The sequence below is a fragment of the Nocardioides sp. Root122 genome (assembly GCF_001425025.1).
Taxonomy (GTDB): domain Bacteria; phylum Actinomycetota; class Actinomycetes; order Propionibacteriales; family Nocardioidaceae; genus Nocardioides.
Genome location: NZ_LMDE01000009.1, coordinates 127136 through 143799 on the forward strand (window position 1 = coordinate 127136; position 16664 = coordinate 143799).

A 16664-nucleotide genomic window follows, 5' to 3' on the forward strand; every position below is an offset into this window, starting at 1 on the left:
TGCGGTCTCGAGGCTCAGACGTTCCGGCGGTACTGCCCGCCCACCTCGAAGAACGCCTCGGTGACCTGCTGGAGCGAGCAGACGCGGGCCGCGTCCATCAGGACGGCGAAGACGTTCTCGCCCGACGTCGCGGCGTCCTTCAGGCGGGCGAGGGCCTGCTGCGCCTCGGCGCCGTGCTCGGCCTGGAAGGCGCGCACGCGGGAGAGCTGCGACTCCTTCTCCGCATCGGTCGCGCGGGCGAGCTCGATCTCCTTGGGCTGGGCGTCGGCGGCGGACTCCTTGACGAAGGTGTTCACGCCGATGATCGGCAGCGAGCCGTCGTGCTTGCGGTGCTCGTAGAGCATCGACTCGTCCTGGATCCGACCGCGCTGGTAGCCGGTCTCCATCGCGCCCAGCACGCCGCCGCGCTCGTTGATCCGGTCGAACTCCTGCAGGACGGCGGCCTCCACCAGGTCGGTGAGGTCGTCGATGACGAACGAGCCCTGGAGGGGGTTCTCGTTCATCGCCAGGCCCCACTCGCGGTTGATGATCAGCTGGATCGCCAGCGCGCGGCGCACGGAGTCCTCGGTCGGGGTCGTCACCGCCTCGTCGTAGGCATTGGTGTGCAGGCTGTTGGCGTTGTCATAGATCGCGATGAGCGCCTGCAGCGTGGTCCGGATGTCGTTGAAGTCCATCTCCTGCGCGTGCAGCGACCGGCCGCTCGTCTGGACGTGGTACTTCAGCTTCTGCGAGCGCTCCGAGGCGCCGTACTTCTCCTTCATCGTGATCGCCCAGATGCGGCGGGCGACGCGGCCGAGCACGGAGTACTCCGGGTCCATGCCGTTGGAGAAGAAGAACGACAGGTTGGGCGCGAAGTCGTCGATGTCCATCCCGCGCGCGAGGTAGGCCTCGACGTAGGTGAAGCCGTTGGCGAGGGTGAAGGCGAGCTGGCTGATGGGGTTCGCCCCGGCCTCGGCGATGTGGTAGCCGGAGATCGACACGGAGTAGAAGTTGCGCACCTGGTGCTCGATGAACCACTCCTGGATGTCGGCCATCATCCGCAGCGAGAACTCGGTGGAGAACAGGCAGGTGTTCTGCCCCTGGTCCTCCTTGAGGATGTCGGCCTGCACCGTGCCGCGGACGTTCGCGAGGGCGTACGCCGCCAGGGTGGCGCGCTCCTCGTCGCTCGGCTCGCGGCCCTCCTTCTCCCGGAAGGCGTCGACCTGCTGGTCGATCGCGGTGTTGAGGAAGAACGCGAGCACGGTCGGTGCGGGGCCGTTGATCGTCATGCTGACCGACGTGGTCGGCGCGACGAGGTCGAAGCCGTCGTAGAGCGCCTTCATGTCGTCGAGCGTCGCGACGCTCACGCCGGAGGTGCCGACCTTGCCGTAGACGTCGGGGCGCGGGTCGGGGTCGCGGCCGTAGAGGGTGACGGAGTCGAAGGCCGTCGAGAGACGGGTCGCCTCGTTGCCCTCCGAGAGGATCTTGAACCGGCGGTTGGTGCGTGCCGGGTCGCCCTCGCCGGCGAACATGCGGGCGGGGTCCTCGTTGTCGCGCTTGAACGGGAAGACGCCCGCGGTGAAGGGGAAGTAGCCGGGCAGGTTCTCGCTGCGCCAGAAGCGCACCAGCTCGCCGTGGTCGGCGAAGCGGGGGAGCGAGACGCGCGGGATCTTGTTGCCGCTGAGCGACTCCTTCGTGAGCTTCGTGGTGATCTCACGGTCGCGCACGACCACGACCTGCTCGTCGCCGGAGTAGGACTCGACGACGGCCGGCCACCGCGTGATCTGGTCGGTGACCTCGTGGGGGACGTCCTTGCGGGCCACCTCGAGCAGGCCGGCCACGTCCGTGCTGCCGTCCAGCTCCGCGGCGACGGCCTCGATGCGCTGGAGCCGGCGCGCGGCCTCCACGAGCGTCTCGGTCCGCGCGTGGTAGCCGCGGACCGTCTCGGTGATCTCGCTGAGGTAGCGGACCCGGTCGGCGGGGACGACCTGCCGGATGCCGGAGGAGTGGCGTACGTCGACGTGGGCCAGCGTGCCGTCGTGCACCTCGAGGCCGGCGGCGGCGAGCGCGTCGCGCAGGTGCTGGTAGAGCGCGGTGACGCCGTCGTCGTTGAAGGTCGCGGCGCTGGTGCCGAAGACCGGCATGTCGTCGGGCTGCTTGCCGAACGCCTCGCGGTTGCGGACCAGCTGGCGGCCCACGTCGCGCAGCGCGTCCTTGGCGCCGCGCCGCTCGAACTTGTTGATCGCGACCGAGTCGGCGAAGTCGAGCATGTCGATCTTCTCCAGCTGGGAGGCGGCGCCGAACTCCGGCGTCATCACGTAGAGCGAGTGGTCGACCAGCGGCACGATGCCCGCGTCGCCCTGGCCGATGCCGGGGGTCTCGACGATGACGAGGTCGTGGCCGGCGGCCTTGACGACGTCGATCACGTCGGCGAGGTGCCCGGGCACCTCGTGGGCACCGCGGGTGGCCAGCGAGCGGAAGAAGACGCGGTCGCCGTCGAGGGAGTTGGCACGGATCCGGTCGCCGAGCAGCGCGCCGCCGCCCTTGCGGCGGGTCGGGTCGACCGCGACCACGGCGATGCGGAGCTTGTCCTGCTGGTCGGTGCGGAAGCGGCGCACGATCTCGTCGGTGAGCGAGGACTTGCCCGAGCCGCCGGTGCCGGTGATGCCGAGCACGGGCACGACGCGGCGCGCGGCCGCCGTACGGATCTCGGCGAGCATCGACTCGTCGAGGCGGCCCTCCTCGGCGCCGGTGATCGCCCGGGCCACGGCGAAGCGGTCGCCGCTGAGCACCTGCTCGACGGTGACGGACCGGTCGGACCAGAGGTCGATGTCGCAGGCCTCGACCACCGAGTTGATCATCCCGACGAGGCCCATCTTCTGGCCGTCCTCCGGGGAGAAGATCGTGACGCCGGACTCGCGCAGGCGCGCGATCTCGGACGGCACGATGACGCCGCCGCCGCCCCCGACCACCCGGACGTGCCCGGCACCGGCCGCGCGCAGCGACTCGACGAGGTACTCGAAGTACTCCACGTGCCCGCCCTGGTAGGACGACACGGCGACGCCCTGGACGTCCTCCTCCAGCGCGGCGTCGACGACCTCCTGCACGGACCGGTTGTGGCCGAGGTGGATCACCTCGCACCCCTGGCTCATGAAGATCCGCCGCATGATGTTGATCGAGGCGTCGTGGCCGTCGAAGAGGCTCGAGGCGGTGACGAGGCGGATCGGGTTCTGCGGGGTGTGGAGGTCGGCCATGAGGAGATACTAGGACATCCTAGTAATTACCCGCGAGTCACAAGCCGTGCCGCCTGCGGAGTGCCTGTCGTCAGGCGTCGCCGAGACCGGCCCGAAGGGCGGTCAGCCGCTCTGTGAGCCCCAGCACCTCGGCTCCCGGCAGCCCGGGCGCCTCGAAGACCGCGTCGTTGAGGGCGGCGGTCGCCTCCTCCACGGCCTCGCGGCCGGCCTCGGTGAGCACAGCGCGCACCACCCGCTTGTCCGAGTCGCTGCGCACGCGCTCGACGTACCCCTGACCGACGAGCCGGTCGACAGCGCTCGTGACGCTGGTGGGGTGGACCTGCAGCAGCGAGCCGAGGCGCGACATCGGCATCGCCGCCTCGCGGGTGAACGACAGCAGCCGCAGCACCTCGTAGCGGGCGAAGGTCAGCCCGCGCGGGCGCAGCACCGCGTCGATGCGCTCCATCAGCAGCTGCTGGGCGCGCACCAGCGAGGTCACCATGGCCATCCCGTCGGCGGCCTCGGGCCAGCCGTGGGCCACCCACTGCCGGTGGGCCTCCCCGATGGGGTCGCGCGTCATGGCTGGAGGTTAGCCAGCATTGCGTGCGCCTCGACCATCGCCGGGCCGTACCAGGTCAGCAGCCGCCCCGACACCAGCCGCGTCGGCGTCGCGAAGGCCTCCGGCCCGTCGTCGGCGGTGAAGACGTACGGCTCGTCCGGCAGGAGCACGACGTCCGCGCCGGCGTCGTCGACCTCGGCCGGGGTGAGCGTGGGATAGCGCCCGTCGCGCTGTGCCGGACCATGGGCCAGCACGTTCCTCAGGCCGGCCCGGGTGAGGAGGTCGTCGGTGTAGGTCTGCCCACCGACGACCATCCACGGGTCGCGCCAGATCGGGACGGCGACGGCGAGCCGGAGCGGGACGGGGTCCGCCCACAGCGTGCGCGCCGCCACCAGCCACGGCGGGTCCGGCAGGTCGAGCGCCTCGGCGAAGAGCCGCGACATCGACGCGAGGGCCCGCTCGACGGTCTCGATGCGGGTGACCCACACGGCGACGCCGGCGTCGCGGAGGCGCCGTACGTCGAGCTCCCGGTTCTCCTCCATGTTGGCCACGACCAGGTCGGGAGCGAGCGCGCGGATCGCCGCCAGGTCGGGGTTCTTGGTGCCGCGGACGCGGGCGACGTCGAGGTCGGCGGGGTGGGTGCACCAGTCGGTCGCGCCGACGAGGAGCTCGGGTGTGCTCGTCGCGAGCGCCTCGGTCAGCGACGGCACCAGTGACACGACGCGTCGGGCCGGTCGGTCCAGGGGGACGTGGGCGCCCAGGTCGTCGCTCGCCATGCAGTGACCCTAAGGGGGTTGGTGGACGGCCGGGACGTCGTGGTGGAGTTGCCCCATGAGCGCACACGTCGGTCCCGTGGGCCTGCCGATCGACGGCAAGGAGCGGGCGACGCGCGAGGGCTGGACCATCCCGGTCCGCAGCCCTGCCACCGGCGAGCCGCTCTGGGAGCTCCCCGACGCCGGGCTCGAGGACGCGCAGGACGCGGTCGAGGCCGCGTGGCGGGCCGTCCACGCGACGGGCTGGAGCACCGATGGCCCGATGCGGCTCAAGGCGCTGCTCGGCTTCCAGGAGGCGCTGGTCGCCGAGTCCGACCGGCTCGTCGAGCTCCTCGCCACGGAGACCGGCATCCCGGTCGCCCTGCGCTCCGGCCACGTCGACGAGCCCGTGGCCGCGCTGCGCTCCGGTCCGGGACGGGCCGCACCCAAGGTCACGACCGTCATCACCCCCGCGACGTCGCCGATCGCGGTGGCGCTGGACGAGGTGCGCCGGGCGGTCGTCGCCGGCGGCGCCGTCGTGCTCAAGCCCGCCCCGGAGGCGGCCCGGGCAGCGATCGAGGTCGGGCGCATCGCACTCGACTTCCTGCCCCGCGGGGTGCTCAACGTGGTCGCCACGCGCGACGTCGACGTGGCGATCTCGCTGACCCTCGACCGTCGGGTCGACGAGGTGGCCTTCACCGGCTCCGAGGTGGTCGCCGAGCGCGTCCGGGACGCGGCCACCCGGGCCCGCAAGCGCGTACGGGTCGACACCGGCCGTCCGGTGAGCGTCCGGGCCAGGGACGACGCCGACCTCGAGACGGTCGTGGCGCGCACGGCCGTCGCGGTCGCCACCAACGCGGGCCAGGCCTGCCGCATCCCGACCAGCGTGGTCGTGCCGGCGTTCCGCTACATGGACGCGCGGACGGCGGCCATCGAGGCCATGGACGCCGTCGTCGTCGGCGACCCGCACGACCCGGCCACCGTGTGCGGGCCGCTGCGCTCCGCGGTCGCTCGCGACCGGGTGCTGCGCTACGTCGCGCTGGCCCGGTCCGAGGGGGCCGACATCGCCCGCGGCGGCGAGGCGCTCGACCGGCCCGGCTGGTGGATGGCGCCGACCGTCATCGGTGGCGTGGCCCACGACTCCCGGCTGGTGACCGAGGAGCTGCTCGGGCCGGTGCTCACGGTCGTGGCCGACTCCCGCCGCTGACCCCGCTCCTCGCCATCGGCACGTGCATGATGCCGTCCTCGTCGAACTCCGGGCCGGTGACCTCGAAGCCGTGGCCGCGGTAGAACTCGGTGAGCCCGGTCTGGGCGTCGAGGTGGACCTCGCGGTGGCCGCACTCCTCCAGCGCCCGCTCCATGAGCCTCCCGGCGAGGCCGCGCCCGCGTGCTGACGGCGCCACGACGACGCGGCCGATGCGTGCCCGTTCGCCGTCGTCGAGGACGCGCAGGCACCCGACGAGCTGCTCGTCCTCGAGCAGCAGCACGTGCCGCGTCGCGTCCTCCGTGTCCCGACCGTCGAGGTCGGGGTAGGGGCAGTCCTGTTCGACGACGAACACCTGCTGCCTCAGCCGCCACGTGTCGTACGCGAGTCGCGGTGGCAGCTCGTCGAAGCCGACGCACAGCATGCGGAGGCTCATCGCACGAACTCCACGACCTGGGCGAACGCGCGGCGGGCCTCGGGCACGAACGGCAGCAGCCCGTAGACGTGGATCAGGTCCGGCTCCTCGCGCGAGGCCAGGTCCCAGCCGGCCTCGGCCGCCCGGCGGACCAGCAGCCGGCAGCCGGGGTGGAGCAGGTCGCGTGTGCCGTAGAGCATCAGCGCCCGCGGCAGGCCGGCCAGCTCGCCGAGGGCCGGGGACACCTCGGGCCGGCCCAGGTCCTGCGAGGCGCCCGCCCACCAGTCGGCGTAGACCTCGAGCTTGCGGAAGAACAACCAGGGGTCGATCGCGTCGACCTCGCGCGTCTCGGGGGTCGAGGTGGTGAGGTCCACCCACGGTGCGTGCATGACCAGGTGGGTGGCCGGGGGCAGCCCCCGGTCCCGCACCGACTGCGCCATCGCCAGTGCGAGTCCGCCGCCGGCCGAGTCGCCCGCCAGCACGATCCCGCCCTCCCGGTCGGCCCATCGAGCGGCGTCGGCGACGAGCGCGTCGTGCGAGTCGTGCCAGGTGTGCTCGGGGGCGAGCGGGTAGTCGGGCATCACCACTCGTGCGCCGATCGCGTCGGCCAGCCGGGTGGCGTACCTGACGTGGAAGGCGTCGATCGGCGCCATGTAGCCGCCGCCGTGGACGTAGTAGAGCGTGCGCTCGGGGCGACGACCGTGCGGGGTGAGGACGTGGCACGGGAAGCCGATGTCGGTGACCGAGGCGTCCCACCTGCGGGCGAAGCCGGGCGTCGCGCGGGTCGGGAGCGAGCGGTCCAGGGTGCGGTGCCACGCCTCGACGCGCGCCCGCTCGGCGGGCTCGCTCTCGAGGTCGCGCGACCTGCGGATCCGGGGGACGAGGGTGGCCAGCAGGTCGTGGCGGCGGCTCGGCATGCACGCAGCGTAGGGCCGTGGTCGGGAAGGGCGGGTCCGGCTGGGTACGCTGGTGGACGAAGACAGGGGAGCACGTTCACGACGTGCTGAGAGTGCGGACCAGCCGCAGACCCTCCGAACCTGATCCGGTTAGCACCGGCGATAGGGAGTCACACATGCACCGACGTGTTCGCGCTGCACTCATCACCGCGGCGGCCGCCGTGACGCTCGCGGGCTGCAGCCTCGCGGGCGGCGGCTCGGGCGACTCCGCCTCCGAGCCCGACGGCTCGAACGGGTCCAGCGGGTCCTCGGGCGAGGCGGGCGGCACCGTCGTGCTCGCCACCCACGAGTCGTTCCACCTCCCCAAGCGGCTGGTGAAGGCCTTCGAGGCAGAGACCGGCTACACGCTCGAGGTCCGGGCCGCGGGCGACGCCGGCACGCTCGCGACCAAGCTCAGCCTCACCGCCGACAACCCGATCGCCGACGCCGCCTTCGGGATCGACAACACCTTCGCCTCGCGCCCGCTCGGCGAGGGCGCCTTCGCCGAGGTCACGCCCTCGACGGCGCCGCCCGCGGAGTACGCCCTGACCGACGGCGGTGACCGGCTCGTCCCGGTCGACTCGGCCAGCGTGTGCGTCAACGTCGACACGGCCTGGTTCGACCGCGAGGGGCTCGAGCCGCCGAAGACGCTCGACGACCTCACCGACCCGGCCTACGCCGACCTCTTCGTCACCCCCGGCGCCTCGACGAGCAGCCCGGGCATGGCGTTCTTCCTCGCCACCGTCGCGGCCTACGGCGACGACTGGGAGGACTACTGGACCGACCTGCTGGGCAACGGCGCCAAGGTCGTCGACGGGTGGGAGGACGCCTACTACGGCGACTTCACCGCCGGCTCGGACACCGGCACGCGCCCCATCGTGGTGTCCTACGACTCCTCGCCGGCGTTCACGGTCTCCGGTGGGAGGACCACCACCGCGGCGCTGCTCGACACCTGCTTCCGCCAGGTGGAGTACGCCGGTGTGCTCGCGGGCGCCGACAACCCGGAGGGCGCCGAGGCACTGGTCGACTGGCTGCTCACCGACGAGGTGCAGAGCGCGCTGCCGGAGTCGATGTACGTCTTCCCGGTCATGCCGGGCGCGACGATCCCCGACGACTGGGCGAAGTTCGCCGAGCAGCCGAGCGACCCCTACACGGTCGACCCGGCCGAGATCTCCGCCAACCGCGAGCAGTGGCTCACCGAGTGGACGGACGTCGTCTCGCGGTGAGGCGGATCGCCGGCCTCCTGCTCCTGGCCGCCGGGCCGGTGCTGGTGCTCGGCGTGCTCTTCGTCCTGCCGGTGACCGGCATGGTGTCGGAGGGGTTCGTTGTCGACGGTCGGTTCGCGCCGGGCGAGGTGCTCGACGTGCTGGCCCGCCCGCGCGTGCACCGGGTCGCGTGGTTCACGGTGTGGTCCTCGGGGGTCGCGACGCTGACCGCCGTCCTGCTGGGCCTGCCGGCGGCGTACGCCCTGCACCGCCTGGCGCTCCCGGGCCGGGCAGCCGTGCGGGCGGCGATGCTGGTGCCGTTCGTGCTGCCGACGGTCGTGGTGGGCGTGGCCTTCCGCCAGCTGCTCGGGGAGGGCGGGCCGCTCGGCTTCCTCGGCCTCGACGGCACGCCCGCCGCGATCGTGTGCGGGCTCGTCTTCTTCAACGTCGCCGTCGTGGTCCGCACCGTCGGCGTCGCCTGGGAGGCGCTGGACCCGCGGCCCGGGCAGGCGGCCGCCGCCCTCGGCGCGTCGCCGTGGCAGGTGCTGCGCACGGTGACCCTGCCCGCGCTGCGACCCGCGATCGTCGGCGCCGCGAGCGTCGTGTTCCTCTTCTGTGCGACGGCCTTCGGCATCGTGCTGACCCTCGGCGGGGTCCGCCACGCGACGGTCGAGACGGAGATCTACCTGCTGACCACGACGATCTTCGACCTGCAGGCGGCGGCCGCGCTGTCGGTCCTGCAGATCGTCGTGGTGGTCGGCCTGCTCGCCCTCGCCGCCCGGCTGCGGGCGGTCCCCGACCCGACGACGCAGCGCGCCGTGGCCCCGCCCCGTGCCGTGCGCCGTGGCGACCTGCCGGTCGTCCTCGCGACGCTGCTGGTGCTGGCCGCGATGCTGCTGCCGATCCTGACCCTGGTCGCGGGCTCGCTGAGCGTGGGCGACGGCTGGGGGCTGGCCAACTACCGCGCCCTCACCACGGCCGGCGACGACCAGGCGCTGCTGGTGCCGGTGACGAGCGCGCTGGCCACCAGCCTGCGGACCGCCGTCGACGCGACCTGGATGGCGCTCCTGCTCGGCGTCGCGGTGGCGACGATCGTCACCCGGCGCTCGCACTCCGTGGCCGAGCGGCGCGTCCGCTCGACGCTCGACGGCTTCTTCATGCTGCCGCTCGGGGTGAGCGCGGTGACGCTCGGCTTCGGCTTCCTGATCACCCTCGACCGGCCGCCCCTCGACCTGCGGGACTCGCCGCTGCTCGTCCCGATGGCGCAGGCGCTCGTCGCGCTGCCGCTGGTCGTGCGCACGCTGACGCCGGTGCTCGGCGGCATCGACGACCGGCAGCGGCAGGCGGCCGCCTCGCTCGGCGCCTCGCCGCTGCGCACCCTGCTGACCGTCGACCTCCCGGTCGTCTGGAAGCCGGTGCTCGCGGCGAGCGGGTTCGCCTTCGCCGCGTCGCTGGGGGAGTTCGGCGCCACGTCGTTCCTGGCGCGCGACGACAGCCCGACGCTGCCGGTGGTGATCTTCCGGCTGATCGGGCACCCGGGCGAGATGAACTACGGCATGGCGCTGGCCGCCTCGGTCGTCCTCGCCGTCGCCACGGCCGTCGTCATGCTCGCCGTGGAGCGGCTCCGGGTGCCGGGTGTGGGAGCGTTCTGATGGTGCTCGCGATCTCCGACGTGACGGTCCGCTACGGCGACACGCTCGCCGTCGACGACGTGTCGCTCGACCTCGCCACCGGGCAGGTTCTCGCCGTGCTCGGCCCCTCGGGCTGCGGCAAGTCGACGCTGCTGCGCGCGGTGGCCGGGCTCGAGCCCCTGTCGGCCGGGACGATCGCGTGGGACGGTGCCGACCTGGCCGGCGTACCCACCCACAAGCGCGGCTTCGCTCTGATGTTCCAGGACGGTCAGCTCTTCGCCCACCTCACCGTCGCGCGCAACGTGGCCTACGCCCTTCGGCTGCGGCGCACGCCGTCCGCGCAGGTGACCTCCCGGGTGCGGGAGCTGCTCGACCTCGTGGGCCTGTCGGGCTACGACGACCGGCTGCCCGGCACGCTGTCGGGAGGCGAGCGGCAGCGCGTCGCCCTGGCGCGCGCGCTGGCCGTGGAGCCGCGGCTGATCCTGCTCGACGAGCCCCTCTCGGCGCTCGACGCGACCCTGCGGGAGCGGCTGGCCACCGACCTGCGGTCGATCCTGCACGCGGCCGGGACGACGGCGCTGCTGGTGACGCACGACCACGAGGAGGCCTTCGCGCTCGCCGACCGGCTGGCGGTGATGCGCGCCGGCCGGGTCGTGCAGGACGGCGCGATCGACGAGGTCTGGCGCGAGCCGGTGGACGAGGCGACCGCCTTGTTCCTCGGCTACGCGAGCGTGGTGCGCGGCGACGCGGCCCGCGTGCTGCTGGGGGCCGGCGGGTTGCCGCCCGCCCCCGCGGTCGCCGTACGCCGCTCCGCACTGGTCGTGGACGGGTCCGGGCCGCTCGGTGCCCGCGTGGAGTCGGCGCGGGTCACGCCCGAGCAGGTGCGCCTCGTCGTGGACGCCGACGGGCTCGGCCGGCTGGACGCGGTGGCTCCGCTCGGGAGCCGCGTCTCGCCCGGTGACGAGGTCGCGGTGCGCGTCGACGTGACCCGCGTCGCGGTCCTGCCGATCGTGGCCGCCCCTTGACCCGTCCCTAGACTGGCCCGCGTGTACAGACCGGCCTATGCCCTGCTCGTGGGAGTCGCCGCGACCATGGGCGCCCTGGCCCTGGCGGCCGCCTTCGCGCTCGACCGATCGCTGGTCGACCCTGATGGCTTCCTCGGTCCGTCGTGGCTGCGGCTGCCGCTGATCGTCCTCGGCGCGTTCCTGCTCGACGTGCTCCCCCGCACGCTCTGGGCCTCGCGCTTCAAGCCCGCGCTGATGCCCGAGATGGTGCGTCAGCGGGTGCGCGCCCACTGGGACCGCGAGCGGATTGTCCTGGTGGTGCTCGGGCTGGTCTCCTTCTACATCACCTACGTCTGCTACCGGAACCTCAAGTCGTTCCTGCCCTTCATCATGGGCGAGGACAAGTACGACCGTGAGCTGCACCTCATCGACCGGGCGCTGATGTTCGGCCACGAGCCTGCGACGATCCTCCACACGATCCTCGGCACCGGGATCTCCGCACACTTCCTCTCCACGATCTACCTGTGGTTCCTGCCGCTCGTGCCGCTGGCGCTCGCCGCGTGGCTGGTGTGGTCGCGCAACGTCACCTTCGGCTACTGGTTCGCCACCTCCCAGTGCATCGCGTGGGCGCTCGGCACCGCGTCCTACTACGCGCTGCCCACCCTCGGGCCGGGCTTCCAGTACAGCTACCTCTACGCCGACCTCCCCGACACCGGCTCCAGCGCCCTCATGGAGGGCCTGTTCTACGGCCGCAAGGGCGTGCTGCGCGACGGCGCCGAGGGCGCGGTCCAGTCGGTGGCCGGGTTCGCCTCGCTGCACGTCGCCATCACGCTGCTGGTCGCGCTGATGGTGCAGTACACGCTGCGCAACCGCATCCTGCACATCGTCTTCTGGTGCAACTTCGCGATCACCGTGGTCGCCACCCTCTACTTCGGCTGGCACTACATCGCCGACGACCTCGCCGGCGTCGTCATCGCCCTCTTCTCCTTCTGGCTCGGTGGGCTCGCCAGTGGCCAGAAGTTCGACAGACATGGGTTGGCGTCGCACCCGACGTCCACCACCGCCCAGGTTCCCGTCGACGCCGACTGACCGCCGTACGCCAGCCCGGTGGGCGAGAATGACATCGATGTAGTTTGCAAGTCGACACGCCGGGCCACGGTGAAATACTTGGGAAAAGCGTTCCCTGTGTGACGAAAGTTCACTAGCGTGCCTCGAGTTGCCCGTGCGATGGGGAAGTCGCACGGGCCCCGAGACCACAAGGGGAACCCCCGTGCCCTTCGCTCCACAGCACCCGGCCGCACCGCCGCGTCGTACGACGTCGCGTTGGGTGAGTGCCGCCGTGCTCGTCACCGGACTGGCGGTGGGGGCCGGCCATGGTGCCGCGTTCGCCGACGGCTCCGACCGGGCCGGCGTACCGACCGAGGCCGACATCGCGGCCGCTGAGGGCCAGGCGGTCGCCAAGAGCAGGGACGTGGCGGCCGTGAAGGCCGACCTGATCCGGGCGAACCTCGCGCTCGACAGCGCCGGCGACACCGCCGCGCAGGCCGCCGAGGCCTACAACGGCGCCCGGTGGCGCGCCGAGCAGGCGCGACTCGAAGCCACGGACGCCGAGGAGGCCGCGACGGCTGCCCGCGAGGACGTCGAGGCCCAGCGCGAGCTGTACGCCGACACGGTGGTCCGGTCCTACGAGGAGGCCTCGCAGGTCCAGGGCCTCGCTGCGGTGGTCGAGGCCGACGGCATCGAGTCGATGATCGACCGCACCGTCACCATGGGCAACACCTCCGACGCGCTCGACAACCAGTACGACGCCTTCATCGCCGCGTCCGCGGTCGCCGACGTCACCGCCACCACGGCGACGCAGGCCGCCGAGCGTGCTTCTGCCGCCGAGGCCGCGGCGGAGCAGGCCCGCGACGCTGCCGCTGCCGCGGAGGCCGACGCCGGTGCGCAGGCACAGGCCATCGCTGCCACGAAGTCGGAGCTCATCGCCGAGCTCGCGGAGCTGCAGGGCATCAGCGTGCGCCTTGCCGAGAAGCGGCAGCGGGCGCTCGAGGAGGCCGCCGCCGAAGCGGCTGCCGCCGCTGCGCAGGCCCAGGCGGAGGCCGAGGCCCAGGCACAGGCCGAGGCGGAGGCACAGGCCCAGCAGGAGCAGCAGGAGCAGGAGGCGACGCCCACCCCCTCGCCGACGAGCAAGCCGTCGCCGACGAGCAAGCCGACCCCGACGCCGACGCCCACTCCGACGCCCACTCCGACGCCGAGCGCCACGCCCACGCCGACTCCCACCCCGACTCCCACCCCGACTCCGACCACGACGCCTACGCCGACGCTCCCGCCGACCCCACCGCCCCCGCCCCCGCCCCCTCCGCCGCCGCCGACCGGTGATGCCGCGGCCGCGATCGCGTACGCCCGGGCGCAGATCGGTGAGCCGTACCGCTACGGCGCCGCCGGACCGGACGCCTGGGACTGCTCGGGCCTCACCGCGGCCGCCTGGGCCAGCGGCGGGAAGTCGCTCCCGCACTACTCGGTCGCGCAGTACTCCCAGTCCACGAGGATCTCCGCCGCCCAGCTGGCTCCCGGCGACCTGGTCTTCTGGGGGTCCTCGAGCAGCCCGAGCTCGATCTACCACGTCGCGATCTACGTCGGCGACGGCCAGATCATCCACGCGCCTCGCACGGGACGAAACGTCAGCCAGGAGTCGATGTACTACTGGCGGGCGCCGAACTTCTTCGCCCGGCCCTGAGCGGGAGATCCGGGACTCCAGGGGCGGCCACGCCGAGACCCGTCAGCGCACCTTGCGCGCGAAGCGGGCGGCGAGCTCGGCGGGGACCATCTGGCCGTCGAGGACGAGGCGTGTGGGCCAGGCCGAGGTGTCGATGCCTGACAGCTCCTCGAAGACCGCGAGGTCCTTGGCGTAGAGCTCAGCGAGCCGGGACACGTCGTCGGCCGTCGGCGCCGTGCCGGGTACGGCGTCCGCGCCGGCGTGCCAGTTGCGCAGCGGGGGCACCTGCTCGAACCGCGGCAGCCCGAGGAAGTCGGTCGTCCGGTCGATCGTCGCGTCGAAGTCGGCCAGCATCGAGCGCAGCTCGAGCAGCAGCCACTGCTGGCGGGGGAACAGCTCGAAGCCGCGCTGCAGCTGTTCGCCGTAGAACCCGCGCGCCAGCCCGGTCATGTGCCGCCACCGCATCGTGCGCACCTCAGCGGGATCGGGCACCTCGTCGGGCAGCGAGGTGTGCGGCCACTCGGTGAGGAAGTCGGGCCAGTCTGGCCACGCCAGGTTGCGCGAGCGGAGCATCACCCAGTGGGAGAACAGTCGCTCCAGCGGGTCGCGGAAGACGGCGACCAGCGGCATGTCCGGCTTGTAGGCGCGCATCCGCTCCAGCGCGTGCGGCCAGTAGAGGTAGGTCGGTGACGCGTCGCCGACGAGCCGGTGTACGGGTGCCCGCCGCGGGGCGGTGTAGTCGCGGGCGTAGTCGGGCGCCGACCAGTCGACGGTCTCGTCGTCGAAGTAGTGGCGCTCCTTGTCGGGCGGCTGGCACACCAGCCGGTGCTGGTTGAGCGTCACCGCGAGGGTCGACGTACCGCCCTTCTGCACGCCGACGATGGCGTAGTTGTAGGGCATCACCCCCACGGGCGTGGCATCTGGCACGTTCATCGCGGTGAACCTACCCGTCGGACTACTTTGGGTGCCATGGCCACCGAGCAGGTCCCCCCGATCGCCGACGAGATGCCCACGCCTGTGCCCGAGACGCCCGTGGTCGAGAAGGTGGACGACCCCGGCGTCCACGCCGACGACTCGGGCTACCGCCAGCCGGAGGTCGACGTCGAGGCGCTGCGCGTCCTGCTCGACGGCCGCTACCGCGAGGTCCGCGACCTGGTCCGCACCAACCTGGCCGAGCACGCGCAGATCCTCCGCGACGAGGAGGAGATGAGCCGCGCCGACTTCCGCGAGCGGGTCAAGGAGGTCGTCGTGATGATGGCCGAGACCGGCCAGACCGGCATGGGCTTCCCGGCCGAGTACGGCGGCGGTGGCGACATCGGTGCCTCGATCGCCGCCTTCGAGACCCTCGCGCTCGGCGACCTGTCGGTGCTGGTCAAGGTCGGCGTGCAGTTCGGCCTCTTCGGCGGCGCGATCCTCCAGCTCGGCACGAAGACCCACCACGACGCCCACCTCGCCGACCTCGTCAGCGGCCGCACCATGGGCTGCTTCGCGATGACCGAGACCGGCCACGGCTCCAACGTGCAGGCCCTCGGCACCGTCGCGACGTACGACGTCGAGGCGCAGGAGTTCGTGATCACCACCCCCGACGACGCTAGCCGCAAGGACTACATCGGCAACGCCGCCGCCCACGCCGAGCTCGCCGTCGTCTTCGCCCAGCTCGACGTGGCGGGGGAGCGGCACGGCGTGCACGCCTTCGTCGTCCCGATCCGCGAGGGCGGCCGGGTGCTCGACGGCGTCCGCATCGAGGACTGCGGCCCCAAGATGGGCCTCAACGGCGTGGACAACGGGCGCATCTGGTTCGACCGGGTCCGGGTGCCGCGCACGGCGCTGCTCAACCAGTTCGCCGAGGTCACTCCCGAGGGCCGCTACCTCTCGCCGATCGACAACCCCAACAAGCGCTTCTTCACCATGCTCGGCACCCTCGTCCAGGGCCGGGTCTGCGTCGGCGGCGCCGGCATCAACGCCGCCAAGGTCGCGCTCGCCATCGCGCTGCGCTACTCCGTGCGCCGCCGCCAGTTCGAGGCGACCTCGCCCGACGAGGAGCAGGTGCTCCTCGACTACGGCATGCACCAGCGCCGCCTGCTGCCGCTCCTGGCCCGGACGTACGCCCTCCACTTCGCGCAGGAGGTCGTGGCCGGGCAGCTGCACGACGTCTTCTCCGGCCCCGGCCCGACCGAGGAGGGCGGTGACGAGCACGCCCGCCGGATGCTGGAGTCCCGCGCCGCCGGCACCAAGGCGCTCGGCACCTGGCACGCGACCCGCACCATCCAGGAGTGCCGGGAGGCCTGCGGCGGTGCCGGCTACCTCAGCGAGAACCGGTTCACCGCGCTGAAGGCCGACACCGACGTCTTCACCACCTTCGAGGGCGACAACCACGTCCTGCTCCAGCTGGTCGCCAAGGGCCTGCTCACCGACTACGCCGGCGAGTTCGAGGACATGGACCAGCTCGGCATGGCCCGCTTCGTCGCCGGGCTCGCGGTCGAGACCGTCGTCGAGCGCACGTCGGTGCACAAGCTCGTGCAGTCGGTGCGCGACCTGCTGCCCGGCGGCGACCGTTGGGACCAGGAGGCCGGGCTGCTCGACCCCAACTACCAGCTCGCGATGCTGCGATTCCGCGAGGAGCACATGATCGGCGGCGTCGCGCGGCGCCTCAAGCGCGGCATCGACCAGGGCGACAACCCCGGCGCCGTGTTCTCCCGCGTCCAGGACCACGTCATCGCCGCGGCCCGCGCGCACACGGAGCGGCTCGTGCTGGAGGCGTTCGTCGCCAGGACCGCCGCCCTCCCGGACGGCGACCTCAAGGTCGCGCTGAACCTGCTCTGCGACCTGCACGCGCTGTCGACGATCGAGGCCGACCGGGCCTGGTTCATGGAGCACGGTCGCCTCTCCAGTGCCCGCTCCAAGGCGATCAGCCGCGAGGTCAACGCACTGTGCCGCAAGGTCCGGCCGCTCGCGGTCGACCTGGTCGACGCCTTCGGCGTACCGCCGGAGATGCTGCGCAGCCCGGAGCTGCTCACGTGGGGCACGTGAG

Annotated in this window: 13 protein-coding genes and 1 riboswitch; of the genes, 7 read left to right on the forward strand and 6 right to left on the reverse strand. The window is 72.6% G+C overall.

Annotated elements, in window-relative coordinates; translation table 11 throughout:
- Positions 1-14 precede the first annotated feature (14 nt).
- The 3 genes from icmF to ASC64_RS07895 form a co-directional block, all read right to left on the reverse strand.
- The gene (gene icmF, locus ASC64_RS07885; protein WP_056906994.1) at positions 15-3233 is read right to left on the reverse strand and encodes a fused isobutyryl-CoA mutase/GTPase IcmF; all 3219 of its coding nucleotides are present in this window, start codon (positions 3231-3233) and stop codon (positions 15-17) included.
- Positions 3234-3303: 70 nt separating this feature from the next.
- A complete protein-coding gene (locus ASC64_RS07890) occupies positions 3304-3792 on the reverse strand; it encodes a MarR family winged helix-turn-helix transcriptional regulator (protein WP_056906995.1) in 489 nt (162 codons plus the stop codon).
- Positions 3789-4547 (reverse strand): helical backbone metal receptor, encoded by a 759-nt coding sequence (locus ASC64_RS07895; protein ID WP_056906996.1) that lies wholly within the window; start codon positions 4545-4547, stop codon positions 3789-3791. Before ASC64_RS07895 ends, ASC64_RS07890 begins: the two co-directional genes overlap by 4 nt.
- Positions 4548-4602: 55 nt before the next feature.
- On the opposite strand from ASC64_RS07895, the gene ASC64_RS07900 reads away from it, so the two are divergent.
- Positions 4603-5730 carry an aldehyde dehydrogenase family protein gene (locus ASC64_RS07900; protein WP_056906997.1) on the forward strand — a complete coding sequence of 376 codons (1128 nt, stop codon included), beginning with the start codon at positions 4603-4605 and terminating at the stop codon, positions 5728-5730.
- Here ASC64_RS07900 and ASC64_RS07905 read toward each other — a convergent pair.
- Positions 5702-6163 carry a GNAT family N-acetyltransferase gene (locus ASC64_RS07905; RefSeq protein WP_056906998.1) on the reverse strand — a complete coding sequence of 154 codons (462 nt, stop codon included), beginning with the start codon at positions 6161-6163 and terminating at the stop codon, positions 5702-5704. The genes ASC64_RS07900 and ASC64_RS07905 overlap by 29 nt on opposite strands.
- The gene (locus tag ASC64_RS07910; protein ID WP_056906999.1) at positions 6160-7059 is read right to left on the reverse strand and encodes an alpha/beta hydrolase; all 900 of its coding nucleotides are present in this window, start codon (positions 7057-7059) and stop codon (positions 6160-6162) included. Before ASC64_RS07910 ends, ASC64_RS07905 begins: the two co-directional genes overlap by 4 nt.
- A 54-nt stretch (positions 7060-7113) precedes the next feature.
- Positions 7114-7224: riboswitch (TPP riboswitch) on the forward strand.
- On the opposite strand from ASC64_RS07910, the gene ASC64_RS07915 reads away from it, so the two are divergent.
- The 5 genes from ASC64_RS07915 (at position 7215) to ASC64_RS07935 (ending at position 13654) form a co-directional block, all read left to right on the forward strand.
- On the forward strand, positions 7215-8303 hold the full coding sequence (locus ASC64_RS07915; protein WP_056907000.1) for a thiamine ABC transporter substrate-binding protein: 1089 nt from the start codon (positions 7215-7217) through the stop codon (positions 8301-8303). Its footprint overlaps the riboswitch before it by 10 nt.
- Positions 8279-9934, forward strand: coding sequence for an ABC transporter permease (locus ASC64_RS07920; protein WP_056907001.1), 1656 nt, complete (start codon positions 8279-8281; stop codon positions 9932-9934). Before ASC64_RS07915 ends, ASC64_RS07920 begins: the two co-directional genes overlap by 25 nt.
- The gene (locus tag ASC64_RS07925; RefSeq protein ID WP_056907002.1) at positions 9934-10938 is read left to right on the forward strand and encodes an ABC transporter ATP-binding protein; all 1005 of its coding nucleotides are present in this window, start codon (positions 9934-9936) and stop codon (positions 10936-10938) included. The genes ASC64_RS07920 and ASC64_RS07925 overlap by 1 nt, the downstream gene beginning before the upstream one ends.
- 21 nt (positions 10939-10959) lie before the next feature.
- A complete protein-coding gene (locus ASC64_RS07930) occupies positions 10960-12006 on the forward strand; it encodes a phosphatase PAP2 family protein (RefSeq protein ID WP_235563584.1) in 1047 nt (348 codons plus the stop codon).
- Between the two features lie 181 nt (positions 12007-12187).
- Positions 12188-13654: a C40 family peptidase gene (locus tag ASC64_RS07935; protein WP_156385084.1), complete on the forward strand. Its 1467-nt coding sequence runs from the start codon at positions 12188-12190 to the stop codon at positions 13652-13654.
- Positions 13655-13696: 42 nt separating this feature from the next.
- On the opposite strand, the gene ASC64_RS07940 is transcribed toward ASC64_RS07935, so the two are convergent.
- Entirely contained in the window at positions 13697-14566 is an 870-nt protein-coding gene (locus tag ASC64_RS07940) for a sulfotransferase domain-containing protein (RefSeq protein WP_082550290.1), read from the reverse strand.
- Between the two features lie 36 nt (positions 14567-14602).
- Here ASC64_RS07940 and ASC64_RS07945 point away from each other — a divergent pair, with 36 nt between their 5' ends.
- Positions 14603-16663, forward strand: a complete 2061-nt coding sequence (locus tag ASC64_RS07945; RefSeq protein ID WP_235563586.1) for an acyl-CoA dehydrogenase family protein — start codon at positions 14603-14605, stop codon at positions 16661-16663.
- Position 16664: the final 1 nt, after the last annotated feature.